The organism is Paenibacillus sp. ATY16 (assembly GCF_003399985.2).
In the GTDB taxonomy this organism is placed as follows: Bacteria; Bacillota; Bacilli; order Paenibacillales; family Paenibacillaceae; genus Pristimantibacillus; species Pristimantibacillus glycanilyticus.
The window spans coordinates 1-23,726 of record NZ_NMOK02000040.1 but is presented as its reverse complement, the minus strand read 5'-3'; the positions used below and the strand labels follow the sequence as shown (position 1 = coordinate 23,726).

Genomic DNA, 23,726 nt, shown 5'->3' with positions numbered 1-23,726 from the left:
TTATCGCTCCACCCACGCTTTAGAGGACATTCGCTGTTCAACGGCGCTCCACTCCGGAAGAGCCTCCCAATCACCGCGCATTTGCACGACAAGCGATCCGTTGATGCTGGCCAGGCCAACCGCTTCCACCGGCGTCATGCCTTTCATCACGCCAGCGAGGAAGCCCGCGCAGAAGCCGTCGCCTGCTCCAACCGTATCGACTACCTTCTCGGCCGGATAGAACGGGACGCTTACTTCTTCGCCGTTATCAAGCACAACCGTCGTATCGCCAAGTCCTTTAATAACCGTAACCGCTTTGAGCTGCTTCAGCTTTGCCTTCACTTCCTCGAAATCATCCGTCTGGTACAAAAGCTTCAGCTCGTCCCAACCCGGCAGGAAGTAATCCGCTTCTTCGGCAAGAGGGAGCAGCACTTCTCGCGCTTCTTCAATCGACCATAGCTTAAGGCGCAGATTCGGGTCAAAACAAATCTTTATGCCAGCCTCTTTTGCAATCTGCACGGCCCGAAGCACCGTTTGCTTCGCGCTTTCGCTAAGAGCCGTCGTAATTCCCGTAATATGCAGCAGCTTGGCTCCGCGGATATAATCCGCATCCAGCTCTTCCGGTGTCATCCGACTTGCCGCGGAATGCTTGCGGTAGTAATGAACGGCAAGGCGGCCCGCTACCTGTTCGCGGAACATCATGCCTGTCGGGGCTTCGTCGCTGAATTTCACGCGCGATACGTCAACGCCTTCCCCGCGAAGCGTTTTCACAATCATACGGGCGAATGGATCGTTGCCAAGCGCGCCGAACCAGCCTACGGAGCATCCGAGTCTTGCAAGTCCGATTGCCACGTTGCTTTCCGCGCCGCCAAAGCCTTGCTCCAGCGTTGCTGCCCGTTCCAAAGCCTTATGCTCCTGCGGCATGAACAATGCCATCGATTCCCCAAAGGTTACTACGTCTGGTGATGACTGATGCACGATTTCCCCTCCTAAAAAGAATTACTACACAAATAGTCATAAAAGTGACTACTGTAGTAATTCTTACTTCGTAAGCATTAACTTAAAGAATTACTACACAAGTAGTCGTTCACTGACTACTGTAGTAATTCTTACTTCGTAAGCGTGGATTGTTACTTGTATATAGGGAAAGCCATGAAATAAATAACAACCACGTAAAGAACCAATACGATCAAGCTGAACGTGCGTGCTTTCGCGATATGACCCGTCGCGCTTTGTCCGTCCTGAATGGAGGATACGATACGCTTAAGCGGCTTAGACATAATGCCGGAGATCGCAGCGATCGCAAGGAACAGTACTGTTACGATAATCATCCAGGCAACGGAATAATCCGCCTGCGACATCAGGTAACCGCCCGTCAGCAGCTGAATAATAAGCGCATATTGCACAATCCGGTTTGCCGATACGAGACCGTCAGCCAGTCCGCCTTGTCCGAGGCCGGCAAGCTTAGTCGCTTTGCCAATCATGATCGGAAGGACGATATAAAAGCCCATCCCGACTGCCCCTAACAAGTGTAAAAAGAAAAACACATCATTCATGAAATACCCTCCTGCATATGCGTAATCTACCAATAAGTATACTAAATGCCTGTCTGAAACACAAAGCCGAGCCTTAAGGAATACGGCATTTCAAGGGCATTTTCGGCAATGTTCAAGATTTCGTCTTAAAGCCGTGTTTGGCGATTACTCCATGGATGGCGAAATAGTCGACTTCCTCCGGAAGAGCATCTTTAAGAGGCCTCAGCTTGTCCCAGCCCAGCTCCCCGATGACCTGTACAATCCGGTCCTCGTACTGCTCCGGAATGATCCGGCTCCAATCGAGCTCATGCCCTTCTTCCGCACAGCGGATCAAATGGCCCTCTATCGTTACCCGGCTGAGTCCACGCTCTTCCGCGATAGCCGCAGTCTCCAGACCGGCATTAAACCGCTCCAGCGTCTGAACATGGCTTGGCGTTTCCTCCGAGGATGCCGGAGGACGCGCTGCCGGCTGCCGCCTTGGCGCTGCGCTGATGCTAGCCGTAGCGGTACCGCCCTCGCTTCCGGCATGCGCCTGGATAATGGCGAGCACTTCCTCGCCGTATTTGCTTGCCTTGGCTGCGCCAATCCCTTTCGTCTGCATCAGCTGCTCTTCCGTAACAGGCCGTACATCGGCCAGCTCCTTCAGCGTCGCATCGAAGAACAGCATAAACGGAGGCACATTCTCTCTTGCCGCCGCTTCCTTGCGCCATTGCTTGAGGGCGTCAAACAGCGGAGAAGAAGCTGCTCCGCCGTTACCCGAGGCGCTTCGGCGAACGCTGGTCCGCAGGCGCTGCATCACGGTCTCCTTGCCCTCCAGGATCGGCAGGGCGCTTGCCGTAAGCGATACGGTCGGATACTGCCCTTCGCTCATCCGGAGATACCCTTCCGCTACCAGCCAATACAGCCAATCGGCAATTTCCTTCTCCGGCCAATTGCTGAAGAGTCCGTAAGTGGACAGTCGGTCGAGCCCGAACTCGAGCAGACGTTTGTCCCGCGAGCCTTTGAGCACCTTGGCCGCCATCGTAACGCCAAACCGCCCTTTCATCCGGCCTACGCAGGATAAAGCTTTCTGGGCTTCGGCCGTCCGGTCAACCAGCTCGCTTTTATCCAGGCAGTTGCTGCATTTTCCGCAAGGCTCAACGCCCTTCTCGCCGAAATAATCAACGATGTATTGCTGAAGGCAGCGCTGCGTGCGGCTGTAGTTCATCATGTTATGAAGCTTGGACAGCTGGACCGATTTCCGGTATTCATCGCCCATGCCTTGTTCAATCAGGAAACGCTGTACCTGGACATCCTGCGGTTCGAACAGCAGAACGCATTCGCTCTCCTCGCCGTCCCGGCCGGCACGTCCCGCTTCCTGATAGTAGGACTCGATATCGCCCGGCATCTGCCAGTGAATCACGTAACGAACGTTGGGCTTGTCGATCCCCATGCCGAAAGCGTTGGTTGCTACCATAATGCGGAGCTCGTCAAACCGGAAGCGCTCCTGCGTCTCCGCCCGCTCCGTATCGGACAGCCCGCCATGATATTTACCCGCCGCAATCCCTTTTCGAACCAACAGCTCCTGCACCTGCTCCGCTTCTTTCCTCGTAGCCGTATAGATAATGCCGGATTGATCCTCGCGCTCGCGCAAAAATTGCTGCAGGAAGTTTTTCTTGTCCCCTCCGCTTACAACCGAGAGAGACAGGTTAGGCCTTGCAAAGCCGGTCACAAAAACATTCGGTTCCCGCAAACCAAGCATTGCCGTAATGTCCGCCGCTACCTCCTGCGTCGCTGTTGCCGTAAATGCCGACACTAGCGGACGGTTAGGCATTTTGCCGATCCAGCCGGCCAGCTGCCGGTAGCTTGGACGGAAATCATGCCCCCACTGCGACACGCAGTGGGCTTCGTCGATCGCAATCATCGGGATGTGGAGCTGCTCGGACAAGGTCGTAAACATAGGAGCATCCAGCCGCTCCGGCGCCACGTACAGCATCTTGTACTCGCCTCGAAGCGCATTACGCAGGATGGTCCGGTACTCCTCCGCCCCAAGAGAGCTGTTCAGAAACGCAGCCGGCACGCCAAGCCGGTTTAAAGCATCAACCTGATCCTTCATTAACGAGATGAGCGGCGAAATAACGATAGAGGTCCCGGGCATAAGCAAAGACGGAATCTGATAACAGATCGACTTCCCTCCGCCTGTTGGCAGAATGGCAAGCGTATCGCGTCCCTCCAATATTCCTTCGATAATATCCTCTTGGCCTGGACGAAACGTATCGTATCCGTAGACCTTTTTCAGCTCGCTCCGTGCCTGCTGTAGCACGTCGATTCCCCCTTCCGTAATCACAATAAGGACCCTGGCAGCTAAGTGTCAGGGTCCTCCCAAACGAAACTTTATGAGTGTATGGCCTATCGGTTAGCCCGTCACTACTTTAATTACATTTTGAACGGATTCGGCCGATTTGTCCAGAGCCGCTTTTTCCTCCGCGGTCAGTTCAAGCTCCATAACCTTCTCGATACCGTCTCCGCCGATAATCGTAGGCACGCCCATAAACAGATTGTTATAGCCGTACTCGCCTTCAAGCAGGGCAATGACCGGCAGAATGCGTTTCTTGTCTTTCAGAATCGCTTCCGTCATTTGTACAAGCGATGCCGCAGGCGCATAGTAGGCCGAACCGTTGCCAAGCAGGTTTACAATCTCGCCGCCGCCAACGCGGGAACGCTGTACGATCGCTTCAATGCGGTCAGCCGGGATCAGCTTCTCGATCGGGATACCGCCGACATTGGAATAACGAACGAGCGGCACCATATCATCGCCATGTCCGCCAAGCACAAAGCCGCGTACATCCTCTACCGAGACGTTCAGCTCCTGCGCGATAAAGGTGCAATAACGCGCGGTATCCAGAACGCCGGATTGGCCGATCACACGATTTTTAGGAAAACCAAGCGTCTGGTAAGCCACGTAAGTCATGGCATCCACCGGGTTAGAGAGGATAATGACATAAGCATTTGGACTTGTCGCCTTTACGCTTTCGCAAACCGAGCGGACGATTCCTGCATTGGTGTTAACCAGGTCATCTCGGCTCATGCCGGGCTTGCGGGCAACGCCGGCCGTGATAATAACGACGTCGGAGTCCTTCGTGTCGTCGTAATTGGATGTACCCGTAATGTTGGCATCCAGGCCTTGAACGGGCGTGGATTCCAGCATATCAAGCGCTTTGCCTTTTGTCGGATTCTCCAGTTGCGGAATATCGACCAGCACAATATCGCCAAGTTCCTTCTGTGCGGCCATCAGAGCCGTGGTTGCGCCTGTAAAGCCTGCGCCTACAACTGTAATTTTTCTGCGTTTAATAGCCATTAATGTAACCCTCCTATACTTGTATTAACATCTGCATTATTGCCAAAAGTCATCCAAATAAGATAGAAGATAAGCGTAAAAGGCTGGTTTTATGGCAAAAAAAGAGGGGGCAAAAATGCCCCCCGCTTTGTGTAAACTACATGTTTTTAATTACTTCGTCAGCAAATGCCGAGCATTTCACTTCAGTAGCGCCTTCCATCAGGCGTGCGAAGTCATAAGTAACGGTTTTGTTGTTGATCGAAGTTTCCATGCCTTTGTAGATAAGGTCAGCCGCTTCTTGCCAGCCCAGATGCTCAAGCATCATAACGCCGGACAGAATAACGGAACCTGGGTTAACTACGTCTTTGTCTGCGTATTTAGGAGCTGTACCATGAGTTGCTTCGAAGATCGCATGGCCAGTCAGGTAGTTGATGTTAGCGCCTGGAGCGATACCGATACCGCCAACTTGAGCAGCCAGAGCGTCGGACAGGTAGTCGCCGTTCAGGTTCAATGTAGCGATTACGTCGAAGTCAGTAGGACGAGTCAGAACTTGTTGCAGAGCGATGTCGGCAATCGCGTCTTTTACGACGATTTTGCCAGCAGCTTCCGCTTCCGCTTGTGCTTTGTTAGCAGCGTCTGTGCCTTCTGCTTCTTTGATGCGGTCGTATTGACCCCAAGTGAAAGTTTTGTCCGCGAACTCTTGCTCAGCCACTTCGTAGCCCCAGTTCTTGAACGCGCCTTCTGTATATTTCATGATGTTGCCTTTGTGAACCAGAGTAACGGATTTCTTGCCATGCTTGATCGCGTATTCGATCGCAGCGCGGGCAAGACGTTGGGAGCCCTCTTTGGATACTGGCTTAATGCCGATACCGGAAGTTTCAGGGAAACGGATTTTGTTAACGCCCATTTCGTTTTGCAGGAATGCGATCACTTTCTTCACTTGCTCGGAGCCTTCTTGGTACTCGATACCTGCATAGATGTCTTCCGTGTTCTCGCGGAAGATAACCATGTCAACCAGCTCAGGACGTTTAACCGGGGATGGTACGCCAGCGAAGTAACGAACAGGACGAAGGCAAGTGTACAGGTCAAGCTCTTGGCGAAGCGCTACGTTCAGGGAACGGATACCGCCGCCGATTGGAGTTGTCAAAGGACCTTTGATTGCAACGATGTATTCGCGGATCGCAGTCAGCGTGTCAGCTGGCAGCCATTCGCCGAATTCGTTGAATGCTTTTTCGCCTGCGAATACTTCGTACCAAGCGATTTTTTTGCTGCCGCCGTATGCTTTCTCTACAGCTGCGTCAAGAACGCGTTTCGATGCGCGCCAGATGTCGCGGCCTGTGCCGTCGCCTTCGATGAAAGGAATGATTGGGTTGTTAGGTACTTGGAGAGTACCGTTATCAATTGTAATTTGCTCGCCTTCTGTTGGAAGGGCGTATTTCTCGAATTGTGCCATTAGAATAAATCCTCCTTAAGGTATGTAAGCTGCGCCTTGTAATTAGCGCTGCTCGATTGGAATATATTTCGCGTTAACCGGGCCGACATAATCAGCGCGAGGGCGAATCAGACGGTTGTTTTCGTATTGCTCAAGGATATGCGCGCTCCATCCCGAAACGCGGCTGATTGCAAAGATCGGCGTGAACAGGTCGCGAGGAATACCCAATGTAGTGTAAACCGATGCCGAGTAGAAATCAACATTTGGTTTCAGACCTTTTTGGCCGGTAACCATGTCTTCGATCTTAATGGACATCTCGTACAGCTCCATGTTGCCTGTCAGTTTGCCCAGTTCGCGGGACATTTTTTGCAGGTGCTTCGCGCGCGGGTCGCCGTCTTTGTAGACGCGGTGGCCAAAGCCCATGATTTTTTGTTTGTTCGCAAGCGCGTTGTTAATGTAGCCTTCAACGTTCGCCATCGAACCGATTTCTTCGAGCATGACCATTACCGCTTCGTTAGCGCCGCCATGCAGAGGGCCTTTAAGCGCGCCGATTGCGGAAGTTACGCCGGAGTAGATATCGGACAATGTCGCAACGGTTACGCGTGCTGCGAATGTCGAAGCGTTAAGCTCGTGGTCGGCATGCAGGACCAATGCTTGATCCAATGCTTTGATCGCTACTTCAGCCGGCTCTTCGCCAGTCAGCATGTACAGGAAGTTATAAGCGATCGATACGCCTTTTTTAGGAGCAATAGGCTCTTTGCCTTCGCGGATGCGGGCGAAAGCGGCAACAACTGTCGGAAGCTGAGCTTGCAGCTTGATTGCTTTCAGCTGATTCGCCTCCGGAGACATGTCGTTTGCGGATTCGTCGTACAGAGCAAGGCTCGATACCGCTGTGCGAAGCGCTGCCATCGAGTTAGTGCCTTGCGGATACAATTTTATTTGTTCGATCACTTGCGCAGGGATAGCCGCGTATTGATCCAGCTTTTGCTGCAAGCCTTCGAGCTCGGAACGATTAGGAAGCTTGCCGTACCACAGCAGGTAGGCAACCTCTTCAAATGTCGCATTTTCTGCAAGATCATCAATATTAATGCCGCGATATGTCAAGACTCCATCGATAATGGAGCTGATCGACGAAGAAGCGGCCACAATTCCTTCAAGACCTTTAGTTGCTGTCATTCGTTCTCTCTCCTCTAACTTGAAAAGTTATTCGCCAAAAATAGTAAACCTCTCGTCGCTATTAATCATAAATGATTTTATCAGCGAAGTGAACAAAACCGGACATAGAAATGCTTTATCAGCGCTATAAAGTTTTTTTTCATTCCCTTTCTTCCACAAATTTCGCACGAATTGCTCCAGACGCATTTTTCCCTATTCCGCTCAAAAATACTCGCTTAACGTAATCATATTTCAATGTGATAGAATAGAAGAAATAACTAGCACGGAGGACCACGATGACAGAACAACGAATTGGCATCATTGATATCGGCTCGAACTCAGTCCGCCTTGTCGTCTATGAGCGGACCGCTAACGGCGCGCATCGCGTCATTGACGGAGGCAAGCGTCCTGCCCGTCTCGCGGAGCGGGTTGATGACAACGGCATTCTGGCAACGGATGCGATTACCGAGCTGCTCGGCACGCTAAACCATTTTACGATGATCTGCGCTCATAACCGGACCGGACATATCCGCGCGGTGGCCACAGCCGCTATCCGCAATGCGGCAAACCAGGCAGAAATATTGGAAACGATTAAATCCGAAACCGGCCTTACGATAGAATTGCTAAGCGGCGAAGAAGAAGCCTCCTACGGCTTTCTTGGCATGATTAACGCCATGGATGTGCAGGACGGCTTTCTTGTTGATATCGGCGGAGGAAGCACGGAGGTATCCCTTTTCCGCGGCCGTCAGCTTGTCCAATCGGTATCTTTCCCGTTTGGCTGCGTCAGCCTCAACCGGAAATACGCGGTAAAAGGAACGCTGAACGAAGAGGGACTTAAAAGCATTGAAGCGCTGGTCTCCGAAGCCGTCAAAAACGAGCCTTGGCTGACGAAATCCCCCTCCCTGCCGCTGATCGGGGTTGGCGGAACCGCACGCGCTATGGGTAAAACTCATCAAGCGGCGACGAAGTATCCTTTTACCCAAACACACAACTATCCGATGACGGGGCCCGATGCGGATGCCCTGTTCCAGGAGCTGTACCTAACGCCGCTCGACAGACGCAAGAAATTTCCGGGTCTGTCCAAGGACCGCGCAGACGTCATAGTGCCCGGCATTGCGGTGCTGCGCACCTTGTTCCGCCTGCTGAAGACCAGCCATTACCGCATCTGCGGCTCCGGCCTTCGCGACGGTCTGTTCCATGCGACCCGTTTCCCCGGGCGTTCCCTTCATCAGGACGTGCTCGCATTCAGCCTGCAGAACGTAAGCGCTTTGCATCCGGCTGCGCCGAAGCAGCATGTGATGCAGGTAAACCGTCTGGCCCTGCAGCTCTACGATGAGCTTAGACCCGTGCATCTGCTTCCGAACCGGGCCAAAGTGCTGCTTGATGCCGCCTCCACCTTGTTCCGGATCGGCGCATCCATTGATTATTATGAATACGCGAAGCATACGTTTTATCTCATCGTGAATTCCCATTTGAACGGGCTTGCCCATCGGGAAATTCTCATGATTGCGGCTATTGCCTCTTATAAAAGCAAAAACCGGACCCGCCAGCAGCTTCTTGAGTACAAGGAACTGCTGGGCGAATCCGATTATGATAGCATCCATAAGCTTGGCATTCTGCTTCAGCTCGCGGCAGCGCTTGACCGCAGCGAGACGCAAGCCATCGGCCGGCTGGAAGCAGTCCAGTCCGGCAGCCAGCTTTTGCTTAATCCTGTGCGTTCCGAAGGAACATTGGCGGTTGAAGCCCGGGAAGTCGAGGAGCTGTCCTCCGATTTCAAAAAGCTCTGGGGACTAACTCCCGTCCTGGCCCTTCCCGACTATACGTAATTTTTCCACTGCGGAATCGATCTGGCTTCGAATTGACTGCGGAACGGCATCATTTCGTTCTTCACATGAACGTAGGTGCCGTTTGGCTGCAGCTCGCGGGCTTTCACGTTATCGTCCAAATTAAGCTGCAGCATATTGATCAAGGTTTTGCGCAGGTTCTCGTCAAATACCGGACTCATCAGCTCGATCCGGCGCGTCAAGTTCCTCGTCATCCAGTCCGCACTCGACAGGTAGACTTCTTCATCTCCGCCGTTATGGAAGTACATCACCCTCGCATGCTCCAGGAACCGGTCCACGATGCTGATTACGCGAATATTCTCGCTGCGTCCGGCCACGCCCGGTCTTAGGCAGCAGACTCCCCGGACAATCAGGTCGATCTTGACCCCGGCCTGCGAAGCTTCGTACAGTTTATCGATCATTTCCTGGTTGGAAAGGGAATTCATCTTCGCAATAATATGTGCCCCTTTGCCTTGCTTGGCGTTAGCAATCTCGCGTTCGATCAACCGGAACAGCTTCTCCTTCAAGTCTGTCGGAGCAACGCCAAACGCCTTCCATTCGTATGGCGAAGAGTACCCGGTTACTTCGTTAAACAAAGCCGAGGCATCGCTGCCGATAATCGGATGGGAAGTAAATAAACCGATGTCCGTGTAAAGCGTTGCCGTACTGTCGTTGTAGTTGCCCGTTCCGACATGGACGTAACGGCGCAGCGTGCCGCTTTCCCTGCGGACAACGAGACAAATCTTGGCATGCGTCTTAAGGCCGACAAGGCCGTAAACGACATGGCAGCCCGACTTCTCCAGCTGGCGCGCCCAGGCGATATTCCGTTCCTCGTCAAACCTTGCCTTAAGCTCCACAACCACAGTTACCTGCTTGCCGGCTTCCGCTGCCTTGGACAATGCCTGCACAAGCGCGGATTGTCCGCTGACGCGGTATAACGTCATTTTGATTGCGAGCACGTTAGGGTCTTCCGCAGCCAGATCGATAAAATCGTTGACCGCTTCAAACGATTCGTAAGGGTGATACATCAGCACGTCGCGCTGACGGATCACTTCGAACATATCATCCGTTTCGTCGAACTCATGCGGGTACACCGGCTCCAGTCGGCTGTAGCGAAGGTTGTCATAGCCCGGCAGCGAGTTCGCGAATTTCATCAGGAAGCTGAGATCCAGTGGCCCGTCAATCTCAATCAGGTTATCTTCAATCTCCAGCTCTTCCTTCAAAATCTCAAGCGCCATCGGATGCATGCCTCTTGCGACTTCCAGCCGCACCGGAATCCCCCAGCGTCTTCTGCGCAGCTCCTTCTCGATCTCCTCCAGAAGGTCTTCCGCCCCGTCTTCATTCAGCGTAAGATCGGCATTGCGCGTAAGGCGGAACGCATGAACGGCGAACGGAACGTAACCATTAAACAAGGTCGTAATATGATTTTCAATAAGATCCTCGAGCAGCACAAACTCCATCTTCTTGCTGTTTGTCCGGCCTGGCACAGGCACGAAACGCTGCAGAATCGAAGGAACCTGCACAATGGCGAATAGCGGCTCATCATCCTTGTCCGAATCCTCCCGCTGCAAAAGCACCGCCAGATACAGCTCCTTTGTATGTACGAGGGGGAACGGGCGGCTCTGGTCAACGGCCATCGGGGTTAACACGGGGAAAACAATTTCCTGAAAATATTCCGACACCGCCTTGGATTGGCTGACGTTCAGTTCCTTGACGGATGAAATAATAATGCCTTCCCGACCGAGAGAGCGGAATACTTCCCGGTACGTTTTGTATTGATCATAGACCATCTGGGTCGTCCGTTTGATCAGCCTTTTCCAGAGTCCCGCTGGCGTATAGCCCGTGAAATCCATCTTCGTATAGCCCGCGCGGATCTGGTCCTGAATGCCCGCTACCCTTACACTCATGAATTCATCCAGGTTGCTGGATACAATGGATAAAAATTTGGCGCGTTCAAGCAGTGGATTATTCGACTCCTGTGCTTCCTGGAGCACTCTGCGGTTAAACTCAATCCAGCTCAAATCCCGGTTCACATAGTGGGACAATTGTCTTGTCATTCCTCACGCCTCCCCAATTATGCCCCTATTATGACTGATGACTATTATAGGAATATTAACGATTTGTAAAGATCAGGTTAACGCTCCGGTTGCTTCGGTCGATTGCTCCATTAAGCCATGGACTGGAGCAAGGCATATAATTCAGGCAGGCCCTTATCTAGTCTTGCAGGCCGCCATTTCTCGTTTACCCAGACATGCTTCGTTCCGCCGGCTACCAGCCTCTCCCCCGGAAGATCCTCGTAATGATTAACAATAGCGGGATGGAATTGGTCCAGGCTTACCTTGCGAATTTCCGATTCAAAGGATAGACGCACTGGCGAAAAATCGGATATGCGCGTACAAATCAACACCGTATCGTCATAACGGGCAGGAAGCTCGTACTTGCACTGAAGATCCACTACCGGAAGCAGCAGGCCTTGCTGCTCGATAGTTTTGTAATCATACCCCGCTGAACGAATCAGCTCGGTACGGCCGATTTCAAACCAGGTTATGTAATTTCCATGAAAAACAACCCCCATTTGATCCGTTTCCTGATAACGAACGCGCAGAGGATGAAGGAACCATTGCTGTGATGGCATGATGAAGCTACCCCCTATATTATTACGAACTTGAGGCGAAAAAAATTAGCTTTCTTTACAAAACGCAAACATAAATCGTGCAATAAACCGTGCATATATGTATATGTATTTCCCTAAACGTGAAACAAAAGCGACGGTGAATGCTCACCCTCGCTTCTGTTCTTCTCTGCTTCTTAAGAGAAATATGAAATTCGTTCTTACAGAACTTTAGCTTGTCCGGAGTAAACAACGCCAGTCTCGCCGTAGACCGTTACTTCCGTACCGTCCATCAGCAATTCCGTTGCATTCGAGATGCCCAGAATAACCGGAATACCCAGGTTAATGCCGCATACAGCCGCATGGCTTGTAATGCCGCCTTGCTCTGTAATAACGGCAGCCGCTTTTTCGAAAGCAGGCATATATTCTTTATCCGTCGATACCGTAACCAGGATCGAACCGGAAGTTACGCGTGCATTTGCTTCTTCAGGCGTGCGGGCAACAACGATGCGGCCTGTAGCCGTTTGGCTGCCGATGCCTTGTCCTTGAGCCAGAAGCTCGCCAACATGGTGGATCTTGATCAGGTTTGTTGTACCTGCGCGGCCAACCGGAACACCTGCCGTAATAACGATTGTGTCGCCAAGGCTGATCAAGCCAGTGCTTCTTGCGCCATCAACCGCATTCTCGAACATGGCGTCCGTTGTTTCAGCGATTTCGCCAAGAACCGGTTTAACGCCCCAGATCAGAGCCAGACGGCGCATAACCTTCTCATCGTTTGTTACCGCGATGATTGGCGCTTTCGGACGGTATTTGGATACCATGCGAGCCGTGAAGCCGCTTTGCGTCGAAGTCACGATAGCCGCAGCGTTCAGGTCCAGAGCGGATACCGCAACCGCTTGGCTGATTGCTTCCGTTACGGAAGTTTGTTGAGCGTTAGCTTGTTTCGTGAAGATTTCACGGTATTCCAGAGCCGCTTCCGCACGCTCGGCAATACGGGACATTGTTGTTACCGCTTCAACCGGGTATTTACCGGCAGCTGTTTCGCCGGAGAGCATGATCGCATCCGTGCCGTCGAAGATCGCGTTCGCTACGTCACTTGCCTCAGCGCGTGTAGGACGCGGGTTGCGCTGCATCGAATCCAGCATTTGAGTAGCCGTGATAACCGGTTTACCGGCACGGTTACATTTTTCGATCATTGTTTTTTGTACCAGCGGTACTTCTTCAGCCGGAATCTCAACGCCAAGGTCGCCGCGGGCAACCATCAGGCCGTCGGAAACTTCCAGGATTTCATCGAGATTGTCAACGCCTTGTTGGTTCTCGATCTTGGAGATGATTTGGATGTGGCTTGCATTGTGGCGCTCAAGCAGCTCGCGAATTTCAAGCACGTCGCTTGCTTTGCGAACGAACGATGCCGCTACGAAGTCGATGCCCATTTCGATACCGAAGATGATATCGTTAGCGTCTTTTTCCGTAATGCCCGGAAGGGAAATCGCAACGCCGGGAACGTTAACGCCTTTTTTGCTCTTGATTTGACCGCTGTTGTTGATGCGGCAAATAATTTCAGTGCCTTGAACTTCTTCAACCGTCAGGCCGATCAAGCCGTCATCGATCAGAATAGTCGAACCTACGGAAACGTCGTTAGGAAGGTTGTCGTAAGTAATAGGCACACGGTTAATGTCGCCCAGAATCTCTTCCGTTGTCAGAGCAACGCGCTCGCCTGCTACCAGCTCGATCGGCTCTTCTTTCAGCTTGCCGAGACGAATTTCCGGACCTTTGGTGTCGAGCAGAATCGCTACGTTAGTTCCAAGCTCTTTGTTTGCGATACCGATGTTTTTAATACGGTTGCCGTGCTCTTCAAAGTCGCCGTGGGAGAAGTTCAGACGGGCAACGTTCATACCCGCTTTAATTAGTTTTTTCGTGTTTTCCAACGATTCGCTGGAAGGTCCAATCGTACATACAATCTTAGCTTTACGCATGTTTAAGTATCCTCCGTTTAGTGCCTGCTATAGTCATTATAGTCAATAATCAAGATCTTGAGCCGCAGCTTGTACGACAGTGCAAAAATTTTATACCTTTGCCGATTCCGTCATTTCGGGAGCTTCAGCCTCTTGCGGGGCCTCCGCAGCTTCCTGCGCTGCGGCTTCCGCTACTTGGAATTCGCCAACCTTGCGGAATTTATGGTAACGGTCTTCAATGAGTTGCTCGGGTGTCATCGGCAGAAGTTCCGCCAAATGTTTCCACAATTTCTCTTTCATCCGTTCCGCCGTGAACGCTAGATCGCGATGCGCGCCGCCTTGCGGCTCTTCTATGATGTCCTCGATCACTTCGAACTCGAGCAAATCCTTCGCCGTAATTTTCATCGCTTCGGCCGCAATATCCGCTTTGGATGCGTCCTTCCACAGAATGGAAGCCGCGCCGTTAGGGGAAATCGCAGAGTAGATCGCATTCTCCAGCATCAGTACCCGGTTGCCTACGCCGAGGGCAAGAGCCCCGCCGCTGCCGCCTTCACCGATAACGATGCAGACGATTGGCACGCCAAATCCGGCCATCTCTCTTAAGTTGCGGGCAATCGCTTCCGATTGGCCACGCTCCTCGGCCGTGTTGCCTGGATAAGCGCCCTTAGTATCGATTAATGTAATGATCGGGCGTTTAAATTTGTTCGCTTGCTGCATAAGACGCAGCGCTTTCCGGAATCCTTCCGGATGGGGACTGCCGAAGAAACGGGCAATATTATCCTTCGTATCCTTGCCGCGCTGATGGCCGATTACCGTTACCGGCAAGCCGTTCAGCTTCGCCAGCCCGCCGACAATCGCCAGATCGTCGGCAAATAAGCGGTCGCCATGCAGCTCGATAAAGTCCGTAAATACCGCCTGAATGAAATCAAGCGAAGTCGGACGCTGGTGAAGACGCGCAATGTGCATCTTCTGCGCCGGGGTCATTTCGTTGTACAACTCTTCTTCCATCTGCTTGCACTTTTCTTCAAGACGCGTTATCTCTTCGGAAAAGTCCATGCCGTTGCTCTCAGCCAGCGTCTTCAGCGTTGCGATCTTCTCGCGCAAATCGCTGATCGGCTTCTCGAACGGAAGCATCTGTTCAGCCGCCATGGGATAATCCCTCCCTTACGGTATGCATATCCAGCAGCTTGCCAAGCGTTGTCTTCATATCCTTGCGGTGAACAACCAGGTCAAGCTGTCCATGCTGCATGTTGAACTCCGCCGTCTGGAAGTTGTCCGGCAGCTTCTGGCGAATCGTCTGCTCGATTACGATACGGCCGGCAAAACCGACAAGTGCGCCGGGCTCGGCCAAATTATAGTCGCCAAGACTCGCAAAGCTCGCGGAAACCCCACCCATCGTAGGATCCGTAAACACCGAAATGAACAAGCCTCCAGCCCCTTGAAACATGGAAAGAGCGGCGCTTGTCTTCGCCATTTGCATTAAGCTAAGTATACTTTCCTGCATGCGGGCGCCGCCCGATGTCGAGAAAATAAGAAGGGGCAGCTTTTTCTCATGCGCCGCTTCGATTGCTCGTGTTATTTTCTCGCCAACGACAGATCCCATGCTTCCGCTGAAGAAGTCAAAGCTCATGACCGCAACAACAACCGGATGGCCGTTAATGGTGCCCTCGCCCGTTACAACGGCTTCGCGCAGATTCGGATTTTTCTGCCGCTGCTGCTCGAGCTTCCCTTTGTACCCGGGGAATTCGAGCGGGTCGACGGATTCCATATCCGCATCGTATTCAAACAAACGCCCGTCATCAAGCGTCATTCCAATCCGTTCCCAAGCACTCAGACGGTAATGATGCCCGCATGACGAGCATACCTTCAAGTTCTTATCCAATTCTTTGCTGTACTGAATGGTGCCGCATTTGGAGCACTTATTCATTAGACCTTCCGGTATGTCGCGTTTAGGCCGCTCAGAAGGGATGGTCGCATACTTCTTCTTTGAAAATAAGTCCTTAATTTGCAATGTGTGACACCTCTCAAGGCGCAATAGTATAAGGTATTACGGCTGCATTATGGAGTTGAATACTTCCTGTACTTCCTCCAATTCACCCGAAGGAACCAAAATCTCATATTGCTGTTTAGACAGATTAACTGGACGGACTTTTACGAGAAAGCCTTCTTCCGTAAGCCGCTTCTTGATGTTGTCCGCGATTCTAGCGGTTGGAGCGATGTAAATGACCGTCCACATTATGGTACCTCCTGAAAACTTTGCCCATAGCAAAGTTCGCATCTTCTAACAAGTCAATCCCGTTAAAGGCCATATGATGTCATAATGATACCACAGTCATGGCGAATCGGGCAAATGGTATCGGATGGCTTTTGGGTCCTGATGCGCGATCCTTGCTGATGCCGCCGCCGCCAGTCCTGCGACAAGATCGTCGAGAAACACGTGAATTTTCTCGCCTTTCAGATTCAGCTGACGAATAATGCCGGGCTTTACTTTATCCAAATATCCGAAGCTCGTCAAGCCGATCATCCCATAAACATTCGTTATTCCTAGTGCCAAAGTCTCATCTACGCCATACAGGGACTCGTCGGTTTCCATGATAGCCTGAAGAGGCTCCGGCAGCAAACGGCGTTCGGCCAGCTCGTCAAGAGCGATTCCGGTATACAGGACATACTGCACTTCGCGCTTTTCCAAAACGGCTCTTACGCTCTCTTCGCATTCGGCCACGGTCAAATCCGCATTGTAAGGACGCTGCAGCGTATATACAATTTCCGCAATATCATCCACGCTTACTCCACGCTTTTGCAACCACTTTTCGATTCCGGACGTCATGTCCATCCCTCCCGCATATGCTTGTACGTTTTCATGCAACGTAAGCCGGGAAAAAGCAGCGGCAGCAGCCGCTTAATCCCACTTGTAACATTAAATGTATGCGGGAAGCGATAGAGTTGTGCATAAATTATCTGACAATTACGGCTCCTTGCCCAAGAAGCTGCTCAATGGCGCTGAATAATTGCGGAGAAGGCTTGGTGCGGTACGTTTCGCTCAGAGCAAGCGAACGCTGCTCCCGTTCATAGAACAGCACCGTATCCAGCTGGCCGTGATGGTCGGCCAACAGCTTCTTCAGCTGTTCCAGCACGTCGGGATGCTCGCGCGAAGCGATGATCTTGATATAGACGCGCTGGCGCTTCTTCTCGGCAGGCGGGTTCGGGCGCTCGGCCGGCACCGATGGCCTTGCAGGCTGCGGCTTCCGGGCTGCGGGTGCCGCCGTTGCAGCCTGAGCCGTGCCGGCTCCTGCCGCTTTGCCTTGCGAAGAATTCTGAGCGGGCGGCTGATTGGCGCCTCCTGCCGGTCTCGAAGCACGGGAGCTCGCATGCTTCCGCATCCGCCTGACATGCTCGGCCAGCTGCTCCGCCGTTGCCGTTCCTTCCTGAATGGGCACAACATCCTCGATGATCAGCTTAAAGTCCTCGTCCTGATGCTGGACGGTAGCGTGAATAATCGCGAGCCCGCCTTTCGCAATACGATCCCCGCAGCGCTTCCATACAGCCGGGAATACAACTCCCTCAGCACGCATAACCCTGTCCTCTACTTCAATAAAGCCCATCGCATTTCCTTTTTTATTCGTAAACGGTTTAAGGGAAACCACTCTCGCTCCGATAACGGCAGCAGCTCCTTCAGCTGCCTCCCCAAGCTCTACGAACCGGTCAAGGCCAAGCGGCTCCAGCTGTTCCTCTACCGCATCCAGCGGATGGCCGGACAAATAGAGGCCAAGCAGCTCCCGTTCCAGCTCCAGCTGTTCGCCCGTCGAATACGGCCTGATATCCGGCAGCTCGACATCCCAGTTCTGCACTTCGTCAAAACCGAACAGCTCGATCTGCAGTTCCTCGCGCTCCTTGCGCCACTTCAAAGCGGCATCAACGGTTTCTTCGAGAGCGGCAAGCTGCTGCGCCCGGTGGCCGGGCAGCGATTCCATCGCTCCGGCTTGAATAAGCGATTCCAGCACCCGCTTGTTGACGACGCGCAGATCCACGCGCCGGCATAGGTCAAGCAGGCTGTCGAAAGGCCGTTCCCGGCGTTCTTTCTCGATAGCCTCGATAGCTTGAGTACCAACGTTTTTGATAGCCGCAAGGCCAAAACGGACGGCTCCCTCCACCGGCGTAAACGTAACGCCGCTTTCGTTCACGTCGGGAGGCAGCACCTCAATGCCCATCCGTCTGCATTCGTCCACGTATTCGGCGGTTTTCCGCTGATTGCCGGTAACGGAAGCAAGCATCGACGCCATAAACGGAATCGGATAATGCGCCTTCAGCCATGCCGTCTGAAAAGCGAGCACGCCGTAGGCCGCGGCATGGGCGCGCGGGAAGCCGTAGTCCGCAAACCGGACGATCATATCGTAAACCAGATTGGCATCCTCGCTGCTATACCCTTCGCTTACGCTGCCCTTCACGAAATGCTCGCGCTGCTCGTCGAGCACCTCCCGCTTCTTCTTCGATACGGCGCGGCGCAGCAAATCCGCTTCGCCAAGCGAGAAGCCGGCCATGGCCGACGCAATCTGCATGATCTGCTCCTGGTACACAATAATGCCGTACGTATCCGACAAAATCGGTTCGAGAGAGGGATGCGGGTATTTGACGGGCGCAAGCCCATGCTTGCCCTGAATGTAATTCGGAATAAACTCCATCGGACCCGGACGGTACAAAGCGAGCACCGATACGATGTCTTCGAATTCGCTTGGCTTCATCTCCTTCAGTACACGCCTGACGCCGGACGACTCCAGCTGGAAAATCCCCATCGTCTCGCCGCGCCCGAGCATCGCGTAGGTGTCCGGGTCATTATCCGGCACTTTGCGGAAATCAATCTCCTTGCCGTATAAGCCTTTCACCCAGGCAAGCGAACGCTCCACGATGGATAACGTTCTCAGGCCGAGGAAGTCCATTTTCAATAGGCCGACCGCTTCCAGATGCTCCATCGAATATTGGGTCAGCGCCGTCCGCTCGCTTCCCGCCTGCAGCGGGACGTAATCGGTTAACGGACCGCCGGAGATGACAACGCCGGCCGCATGGGTAGAAGCGTGGCGCGGCATGCCCTCCACCTTCAATGCCATCTTGATCATGGCGTCGGTTCTCGGCTGCCGCTGGCAGGCTTCGCGCAGGCCTTCGCTGATCCGAAGAGCTTCCTCGAGCGTAATGTGGAGCTGATTCGGAATCATTTTCGCCGCCCGGTCCACCTCCGCGAACGGCACATTCATCGCGCGCCCGACGTCTCTGACCGCGGCTTTGGCGGCCATTGTGCCAAAGGTAATGATCTGCGCCACATGCTCATCGCCGTATTTGGCCGAGACATAAGCGATTACCTCGTCCCGGCGCTCGTCGTTGAAGTCGATATCGATATCCGGCATCGTAATCCGCTCCGGATTCAGGAACCGCTCGAAGAGGAGCTTGTACTTCAGCGGATCCACGTCGGTAATCCGGAGCACGTAAGCAACCAGGCTTCCCGCCGACGAGCCCCGTCCCGGGCCGGTCCGGATGCCTTGCTCATGGGCAAAGCGGACGAAATCCCATACGATCAGGAAATAATCGCTGAAACCCATATTTTCAATAACGGAAAGCTCGTAAGCAAGCCTTGCCTCCGCCCGCTCCCGGAAAGCCGGATCCTCCGACCATTGCGGCAGACCGGCGTAACGGGAAGCAAGACCGGTTCTGCAAAGCTCCGCCAAATACGCCGACGAGCTCATGCCGCTTGGCACCGGACGGAAGACCGGCAGCGCTGCCCGCCCAAACGTCAGCTCCAGCGAGCATTTGTCCGCAATCTCGGCAGTATGACGAATCGCTTCAGGCGCATGGCGGAATAAGAGCTCCATCTCCTCGCCGCTTTTCATATACAGCTGATCCGTCCCTATCTTCATCCGGTCCGTATCGTCTACCGACTTGCCCGTTCCGATGCAAATCAGAACATCCTGCACGGCGGCATCCTCCGGCGTCAAATAATGTACGTCGTTCGTTGCCGTAAGCTTAATGCCTGTTTCCCGAGCCAATTCGATCATGGCCGCCGCTACTTTTTTCTGATCCAGCATGCCGTGATCCTGCAGCTCCAGATAGAAGTCGTCCCCGAAGACCCGCTTGTAGCGCAAAGCTGCCGCCAGCGCTTCCTCCCGGCGGTCGTGAAGCAGATGCTGCGAGATCTCCCCATGCAGACAAGAGCTTAAGCAGACCAGTCCTTCGGAATGGGCCTCCAGCACTTCCGGGTCGATCCGCGGCTTATAGTGAAAGCCTTCCAGATGGCCAATCGAGACCAGCTTCATCAGATTGCGGTAACCGGTCTCGTTTTTCGCTAGAAGAATTAAATGATAGATCGGATTGTCCTTGCGCGACCCCTTCTCGAAACGGGAACCCGCCGTAAAATACATCTCGCAGCCAATAATCGGCTTGATGCCCTGTGCCAGGCATGCTCTATAAAAAGGAATAGCTCCGTACATGACTCCGTGATCGGTAAGGGCAAGCGACTTCATCCCTAGCTCGGCAGCCCTTGCCACCAAATCGCGGATCCGGGCTGCGCCGTCAAGCAAGCTGTATTCGCTATGCACGTGCAAATGCACAAACGAGGAATCTATGTTGTTCATCCGCTGGCACCCACTTTCGGTTCTTATTCCTTCTATTTTATCATAATAGACCGCACAGCGCCCATAGAATGGTAGTGAGGCAGCCGGACAGGCTGGACTATGCGCTAAAAGGCAGGTGTACGTTGTGAACGTCATTTTATCCAAGGCCGGGCTTGATTTTTTTATCGCCTTTGGCGTTGTTGTCGGAGGATCCATGCTGGCTGGAATCGGCTCGGTTTTTCTGCTGCTGCCCCCTACTTCCATGATGCTGAGTACGGCCGGCAATCTCAAAATATGGGCGATTGTCGCAGCCGTCGGAGGCTCTATCGATCCGATGCGCGTTATCGAAAGTAATATCGTAGAAGGGCATTTGTCGCCGGCCGTCCTTCAGATTGCTTATATTGCCATCGCTTTTCTAGGCGCCCATATGGGAACGGAATTGGTCAAGCTTATTTGCAAGGGGGCGGCTTGATGCATGCGCGTACCTCAGTTTGAGCGGTATGTCAAAGGGGTGCAGATGCTTGGCGTATTGCTGCTTGGCATGCTGCTTGGCGCAATCATCTACAACTCCATGTACCACGCCCAATTCGAGGCGTTAGTGAATCTGAAGAGCGATCTGGAAGTAAAGCTCGAGCAATCCGAAACGGATATTAAAAATTTAACGATGTTCAAAAATCAGCATACCGTCATCAAAAGCGTCGTGCCGCGGATCGAAGAGGAAGCCGGCCAAAATACCGACCGCCCCAAGCTTGATAAAGTAACCGAAGCGGAATTAATCAAGCGGATCAAAGCCGATCTATCCGTTTTCCTCGGGCAAAGCATTTATGAGATCGACACGGACGCCCAGCTTGCGCGCAGACTGTTAAGCAACAAGATTTATACCAACGTCCTTGAAAAAGACTATTCTATCGACATCACGACCATTCTGGTCGTGGAAAACAGGCTGCAAGTATGGGTGAAGGTCCGGCTCTACTCGAGACCTCCTTCTTAATCGCATTTATTTCCGGTTTTGGGTGAATTCATGCTACAATAACGCCATTGAGACTACAAAAGGAGCTGTAGCAAACATGGATTCACTCCTGCAATGGGTGTTTGCGCCGGGCATCATGATCACGCTCGCGCTTACCGTCTTTTTCAGCTTTAGATCCCGACGCTCGACGGACACGCGAGCGCGCGGCCTTCATGCTTCCCGGATGAACATCAGCATGGGCTTTATGCTTATGTTTATCGCCGGCGTTCAGCTGTTCCTCTCCGGCACTTCGACGGCCCGTATCGTGATTGGGGCGATTTTTCTCGTAATCGGATTTTTCAATTTGTTTGCGGGGCTGCGTAACCATAGTATTTTTCGGACGATGCAGCAGTAGAGCGCGTTATGAAAATGGATGGCACTGCGTGGGGCGAATATTTCTTCGATCGCTGTTGGTTCCGGATTCCTCTTATTATACGTAGAAGAAGGTAGGAATCCGGCAACCAAAGGCGAGCGCTACGCTTCTCAGAAATATTCGCCCACTCCGTGCTCTCATTTTCATAAAAGTCTACTGCTGCCCGTCTTTTGGGCAGCAGATAAAGCCGACCTGGCATTTCGCGGGTCGGCTTTTTTGTTTGGGTAACGGAAAGTTTTCTTTTACTCAAAGTTGGCCTAGAGAATACGGTCTTCTTTTGCATATACTAAGCACATCTTACTACGGGAGGCTGATGTTAAATGATGAACCTATCGATTGTTTGCGCTGTTCATGTATCTCGGCCTATTCGGAACGCCTTCTAACCATTTAGAGACGCGCCGCGGGACCGAGAGGTCCTTGCGGTTTTTTTTGTGCCTTCCGCAGGGGAATCCCTGCGGTTTTTTTGTTTTACACCATCCAATAAAACGATTAAAGAGGAGCATCCGATTTGAACAATACCGATACCCTGCACCAACATCAACAACATCTGGCCTACGGCTGGAATACCGATTGGAACCATAAAATGGAGCAAATGCCGGAAAGCACGCGAGAGCTCGTGCCCGCGCGGGTGATCGCCCAGCATTCCCATTCTTATCAGATCATGACGCCAGACGGCGAGCACACGGCAACCGTTACCGGCAAATACGAATTTAATGCGGCCCTCAAAAGCGATTTTCCCGCCGTGGGCGACTGGGTTATGGCCGAAAAACTGCCCGGCGAGACACGTTCGGTTATTCATCGCCTACTGCCGCGTCAAAGCGCAATGATCCGCAAAGCAGCCGGAAGCACCGTGGATGATCAGGTCGTAGGCGCCAACATGGATTATTTGTTTATTACAAACGCACTGAACCAGGATTTTAACGTACGTAAAATGGAGCGTTACCTGATTGCCGCATGGGAAAGCGGCGCTTCACCGGTTATTCTGCTGACCAAAGCCGATCTATGCGGTGATCCGGAGGCTTTCGCCGCACAAATGGAGAGCGCGGCCCCCGGCGTACCTGTGCACCTCATCAGCGCCTTGCAAAACCAGGGCAAAGAGCAGCTTCTTCCTTATTTGCAGCCGGGCAAAACCATTGCCGTCACAGGCTCGTCCGGTGTCGGCAAGTCTACTCTGCTGAACTGGCTTGCGGATGACAACGTCATGGAGACTCAGGGCATCCGAGAAAACGATGCCCGCGGCCGCCATACGACAACGCATCGGGAGCTGTTTCTTCTGCCGAACGGAACGCTTGTCATGGATACGCCGGGCATGCGCGAGCTTCAGCTGTGGGATGCGCAGGACGGATTGGAACAGGCTTTCTCCGATATCGAAGCTCTGGCTGCCGGATGCCGTTACCGGGATTGCCGACATGAATCCGACCCCGGCTGCGCGGTCCTTCAAGCAATTCAAGACGGAACGCTTGAAGCGAAACGGCTTCACAACTACAGAAAGACCGCCAAAGAGCTCTCCCGTCTTGCGCGCAAAGAAAACAGCCTTGCGAAAAAAGCAAAAAAAGCAGCCGGCTCCTCCTCCCGCAGGAGTGAGCACAGAACAAAAGCCGGCGATTGGGACTATGATTAACTTGCCACTCTTCCCTATTGCTATATCAGCTGAAAATAGATTGCACGAAATGCAGTCTATCAGCCATTTTGGTGGGAAGCCGAAGTGGTATAATGCACGGAATGCAGGATATTGTGCCCAACTGAACCAATGACGGCTACTTTTCTCGAATATACTGCATTCCGTGCAGGATATTTCGGATAACAGAGCAGATTCGCGCCATTATCGTGCATTTGGTGCAACGTAGTCGTGAGACAGAGTAGAACCCGAATGAAAATAAAAAAAAGGGGCTGTCTCAAAAGGTGATTGTTCAATGTAAAGACGGCTCGCATAAGTAATTAA

19 protein-coding genes are annotated in these 23,726 nt (G+C 52.8%); 5 read left to right on the top strand and 14 right to left on the bottom strand.

Annotated features, from left to right (window positions below):
- From CFI03_RS23335 to citZ, 6 genes are all read right to left on the bottom strand, one after another.
- Positions 1-957 carry a sugar kinase gene (locus CFI03_RS23335; RefSeq protein WP_127494681.1) on the bottom strand — a complete coding sequence of 319 codons (957 nt, stop codon included), beginning with the start codon at positions 955-957 and terminating at the stop codon, positions 1-3.
- A 152-nt stretch (positions 958-1,109) separates the two neighbouring features.
- Positions 1,110-1,535, bottom strand: coding sequence for a hypothetical protein (locus CFI03_RS23330; protein WP_248760257.1), 426 nt, complete (start codon positions 1,533-1,535; stop codon positions 1,110-1,112).
- Positions 1,536-1,647: 112 nt separating this feature from the next.
- Positions 1,648-3,816 (bottom strand): DNA helicase RecQ, encoded by a 2,169-nt coding sequence (recQ, locus tag CFI03_RS23325; protein WP_248760255.1) that lies wholly within the window; start codon positions 3,814-3,816, stop codon positions 1,648-1,650.
- A 93-nt stretch (positions 3,817-3,909) separates the two neighbouring features.
- The gene (mdh, locus tag CFI03_RS23320) at positions 3,910-4,851 is read right to left on the bottom strand and encodes a malate dehydrogenase (protein WP_248760252.1); all 942 of its coding nucleotides are present in this window, start codon (positions 4,849-4,851) and stop codon (positions 3,910-3,912) included.
- A gap of 136 nt (positions 4,852-4,987) precedes the next feature.
- Positions 4,988-6,283, bottom strand: a complete 1,296-nt coding sequence (gene icd, locus CFI03_RS23315) for an NADP-dependent isocitrate dehydrogenase (protein ID WP_127495444.1) — start codon at positions 6,281-6,283, stop codon at positions 4,988-4,990.
- Positions 6,284-6,325: 42 nt separating this feature from the next.
- On the bottom strand, positions 6,326-7,438 hold the full coding sequence (gene citZ / locus CFI03_RS23310; protein ID WP_248760250.1) for a citrate synthase: 1,113 nt from the start codon (positions 7,436-7,438) through the stop codon (positions 6,326-6,328).
- A 275-nt stretch (positions 7,439-7,713) separates the two neighbouring features.
- Between citZ and CFI03_RS23305 the strand changes: the two genes are divergently transcribed.
- Positions 7,714-9,243: a Ppx/GppA phosphatase family protein gene (locus CFI03_RS23305; protein WP_248760248.1), complete on the top strand. Its 1,530-nt coding sequence runs from the start codon at positions 7,714-7,716 to the stop codon at positions 9,241-9,243.
- Here CFI03_RS23305 and CFI03_RS23300 read toward each other — a convergent pair.
- From CFI03_RS23300 to CFI03_RS23265, 8 genes are all read right to left on the bottom strand, one after another.
- Complete coding sequence (locus CFI03_RS23300) at positions 9,234-11,297, bottom strand: RNA degradosome polyphosphate kinase (RefSeq protein WP_248760246.1); 2,064 nt, start codon at positions 11,295-11,297, stop codon at positions 9,234-9,236. The genes CFI03_RS23305 and CFI03_RS23300 overlap by 10 nt on opposite strands.
- A 110-nt stretch (positions 11,298-11,407) precedes the next feature.
- On the bottom strand, positions 11,408-11,875 hold the full coding sequence (locus tag CFI03_RS23295; RefSeq protein ID WP_248760244.1) for an acyl-CoA thioesterase: 468 nt from the start codon (positions 11,873-11,875) through the stop codon (positions 11,408-11,410).
- Positions 11,876-12,072: 197 nt separating this feature from the next.
- Positions 12,073-13,827 carry a pyruvate kinase gene (pyk, locus tag CFI03_RS23290; RefSeq protein ID WP_127495449.1) on the bottom strand — a complete coding sequence of 585 codons (1,755 nt, stop codon included), beginning with the start codon at positions 13,825-13,827 and terminating at the stop codon, positions 12,073-12,075.
- Between the two features lie 90 nt (positions 13,828-13,917).
- On the bottom strand, positions 13,918-14,955 hold the full coding sequence (locus CFI03_RS23285; protein ID WP_248760242.1) for an acetyl-CoA carboxylase carboxyltransferase subunit alpha: 1,038 nt from the start codon (positions 14,953-14,955) through the stop codon (positions 13,918-13,920).
- On the bottom strand, positions 14,945-15,817 hold the full coding sequence (gene accD, locus CFI03_RS23280) for an acetyl-CoA carboxylase, carboxyltransferase subunit beta (protein WP_127495451.1): 873 nt from the start codon (positions 15,815-15,817) through the stop codon (positions 14,945-14,947). Before accD ends, CFI03_RS23285 begins: the two co-directional genes overlap by 11 nt.
- 36 nt (positions 15,818-15,853) lie before the next feature.
- Positions 15,854-16,042 (bottom strand): hypothetical protein, encoded by a 189-nt coding sequence (locus tag CFI03_RS23275; RefSeq protein WP_015846041.1) that lies wholly within the window; start codon positions 16,040-16,042, stop codon positions 15,854-15,856.
- 96 nt (positions 16,043-16,138) lie between these two features.
- Entirely contained in the window at positions 16,139-16,633 is a 495-nt protein-coding gene (locus tag CFI03_RS23270) for a phosphatidylglycerophosphatase A family protein (RefSeq protein ID WP_015846042.1), read from the bottom strand.
- Positions 16,634-16,760: 127 nt separating this feature from the next.
- A complete protein-coding gene (locus tag CFI03_RS23265; RefSeq protein WP_248760240.1) occupies positions 16,761-20,423 on the bottom strand; it encodes a DNA polymerase III subunit alpha in 3,663 nt (1,220 codons plus the stop codon).
- 124 nt (positions 20,424-20,547) lie between these two features.
- Here CFI03_RS23265 and CFI03_RS23260 point away from each other — a divergent pair, with 124 nt between their 5' ends.
- The 4 genes from CFI03_RS23260 (at position 20,548) to rsgA (ending at position 23,405) form a co-directional block, all read left to right on the top strand.
- The gene (locus CFI03_RS23260; RefSeq protein ID WP_127495453.1) at positions 20,548-20,874 is read left to right on the top strand and encodes a YtrH family sporulation protein; all 327 of its coding nucleotides are present in this window, start codon (positions 20,548-20,550) and stop codon (positions 20,872-20,874) included.
- A gap of 3 nt (positions 20,875-20,877) precedes the next feature.
- Complete coding sequence (locus tag CFI03_RS23255) at positions 20,878-21,393, top strand: sporulation membrane protein YtrI (RefSeq protein WP_127495454.1); 516 nt, start codon at positions 20,878-20,880, stop codon at positions 21,391-21,393.
- A 76-nt stretch (positions 21,394-21,469) separates the two neighbouring features.
- A complete protein-coding gene (locus CFI03_RS23250) occupies positions 21,470-21,766 on the top strand; it encodes a YtpI family protein (RefSeq protein WP_127495455.1) in 297 nt (98 codons plus the stop codon).
- 526 nt (positions 21,767-22,292) lie between these two features.
- Positions 22,293-23,405 carry a ribosome small subunit-dependent GTPase A gene (gene rsgA, locus CFI03_RS23245; RefSeq protein WP_248760237.1) on the top strand — a complete coding sequence of 371 codons (1,113 nt, stop codon included), beginning with the start codon at positions 22,293-22,295 and terminating at the stop codon, positions 23,403-23,405.
- Positions 23,406-23,726: the final 321 nt, after the last annotated feature.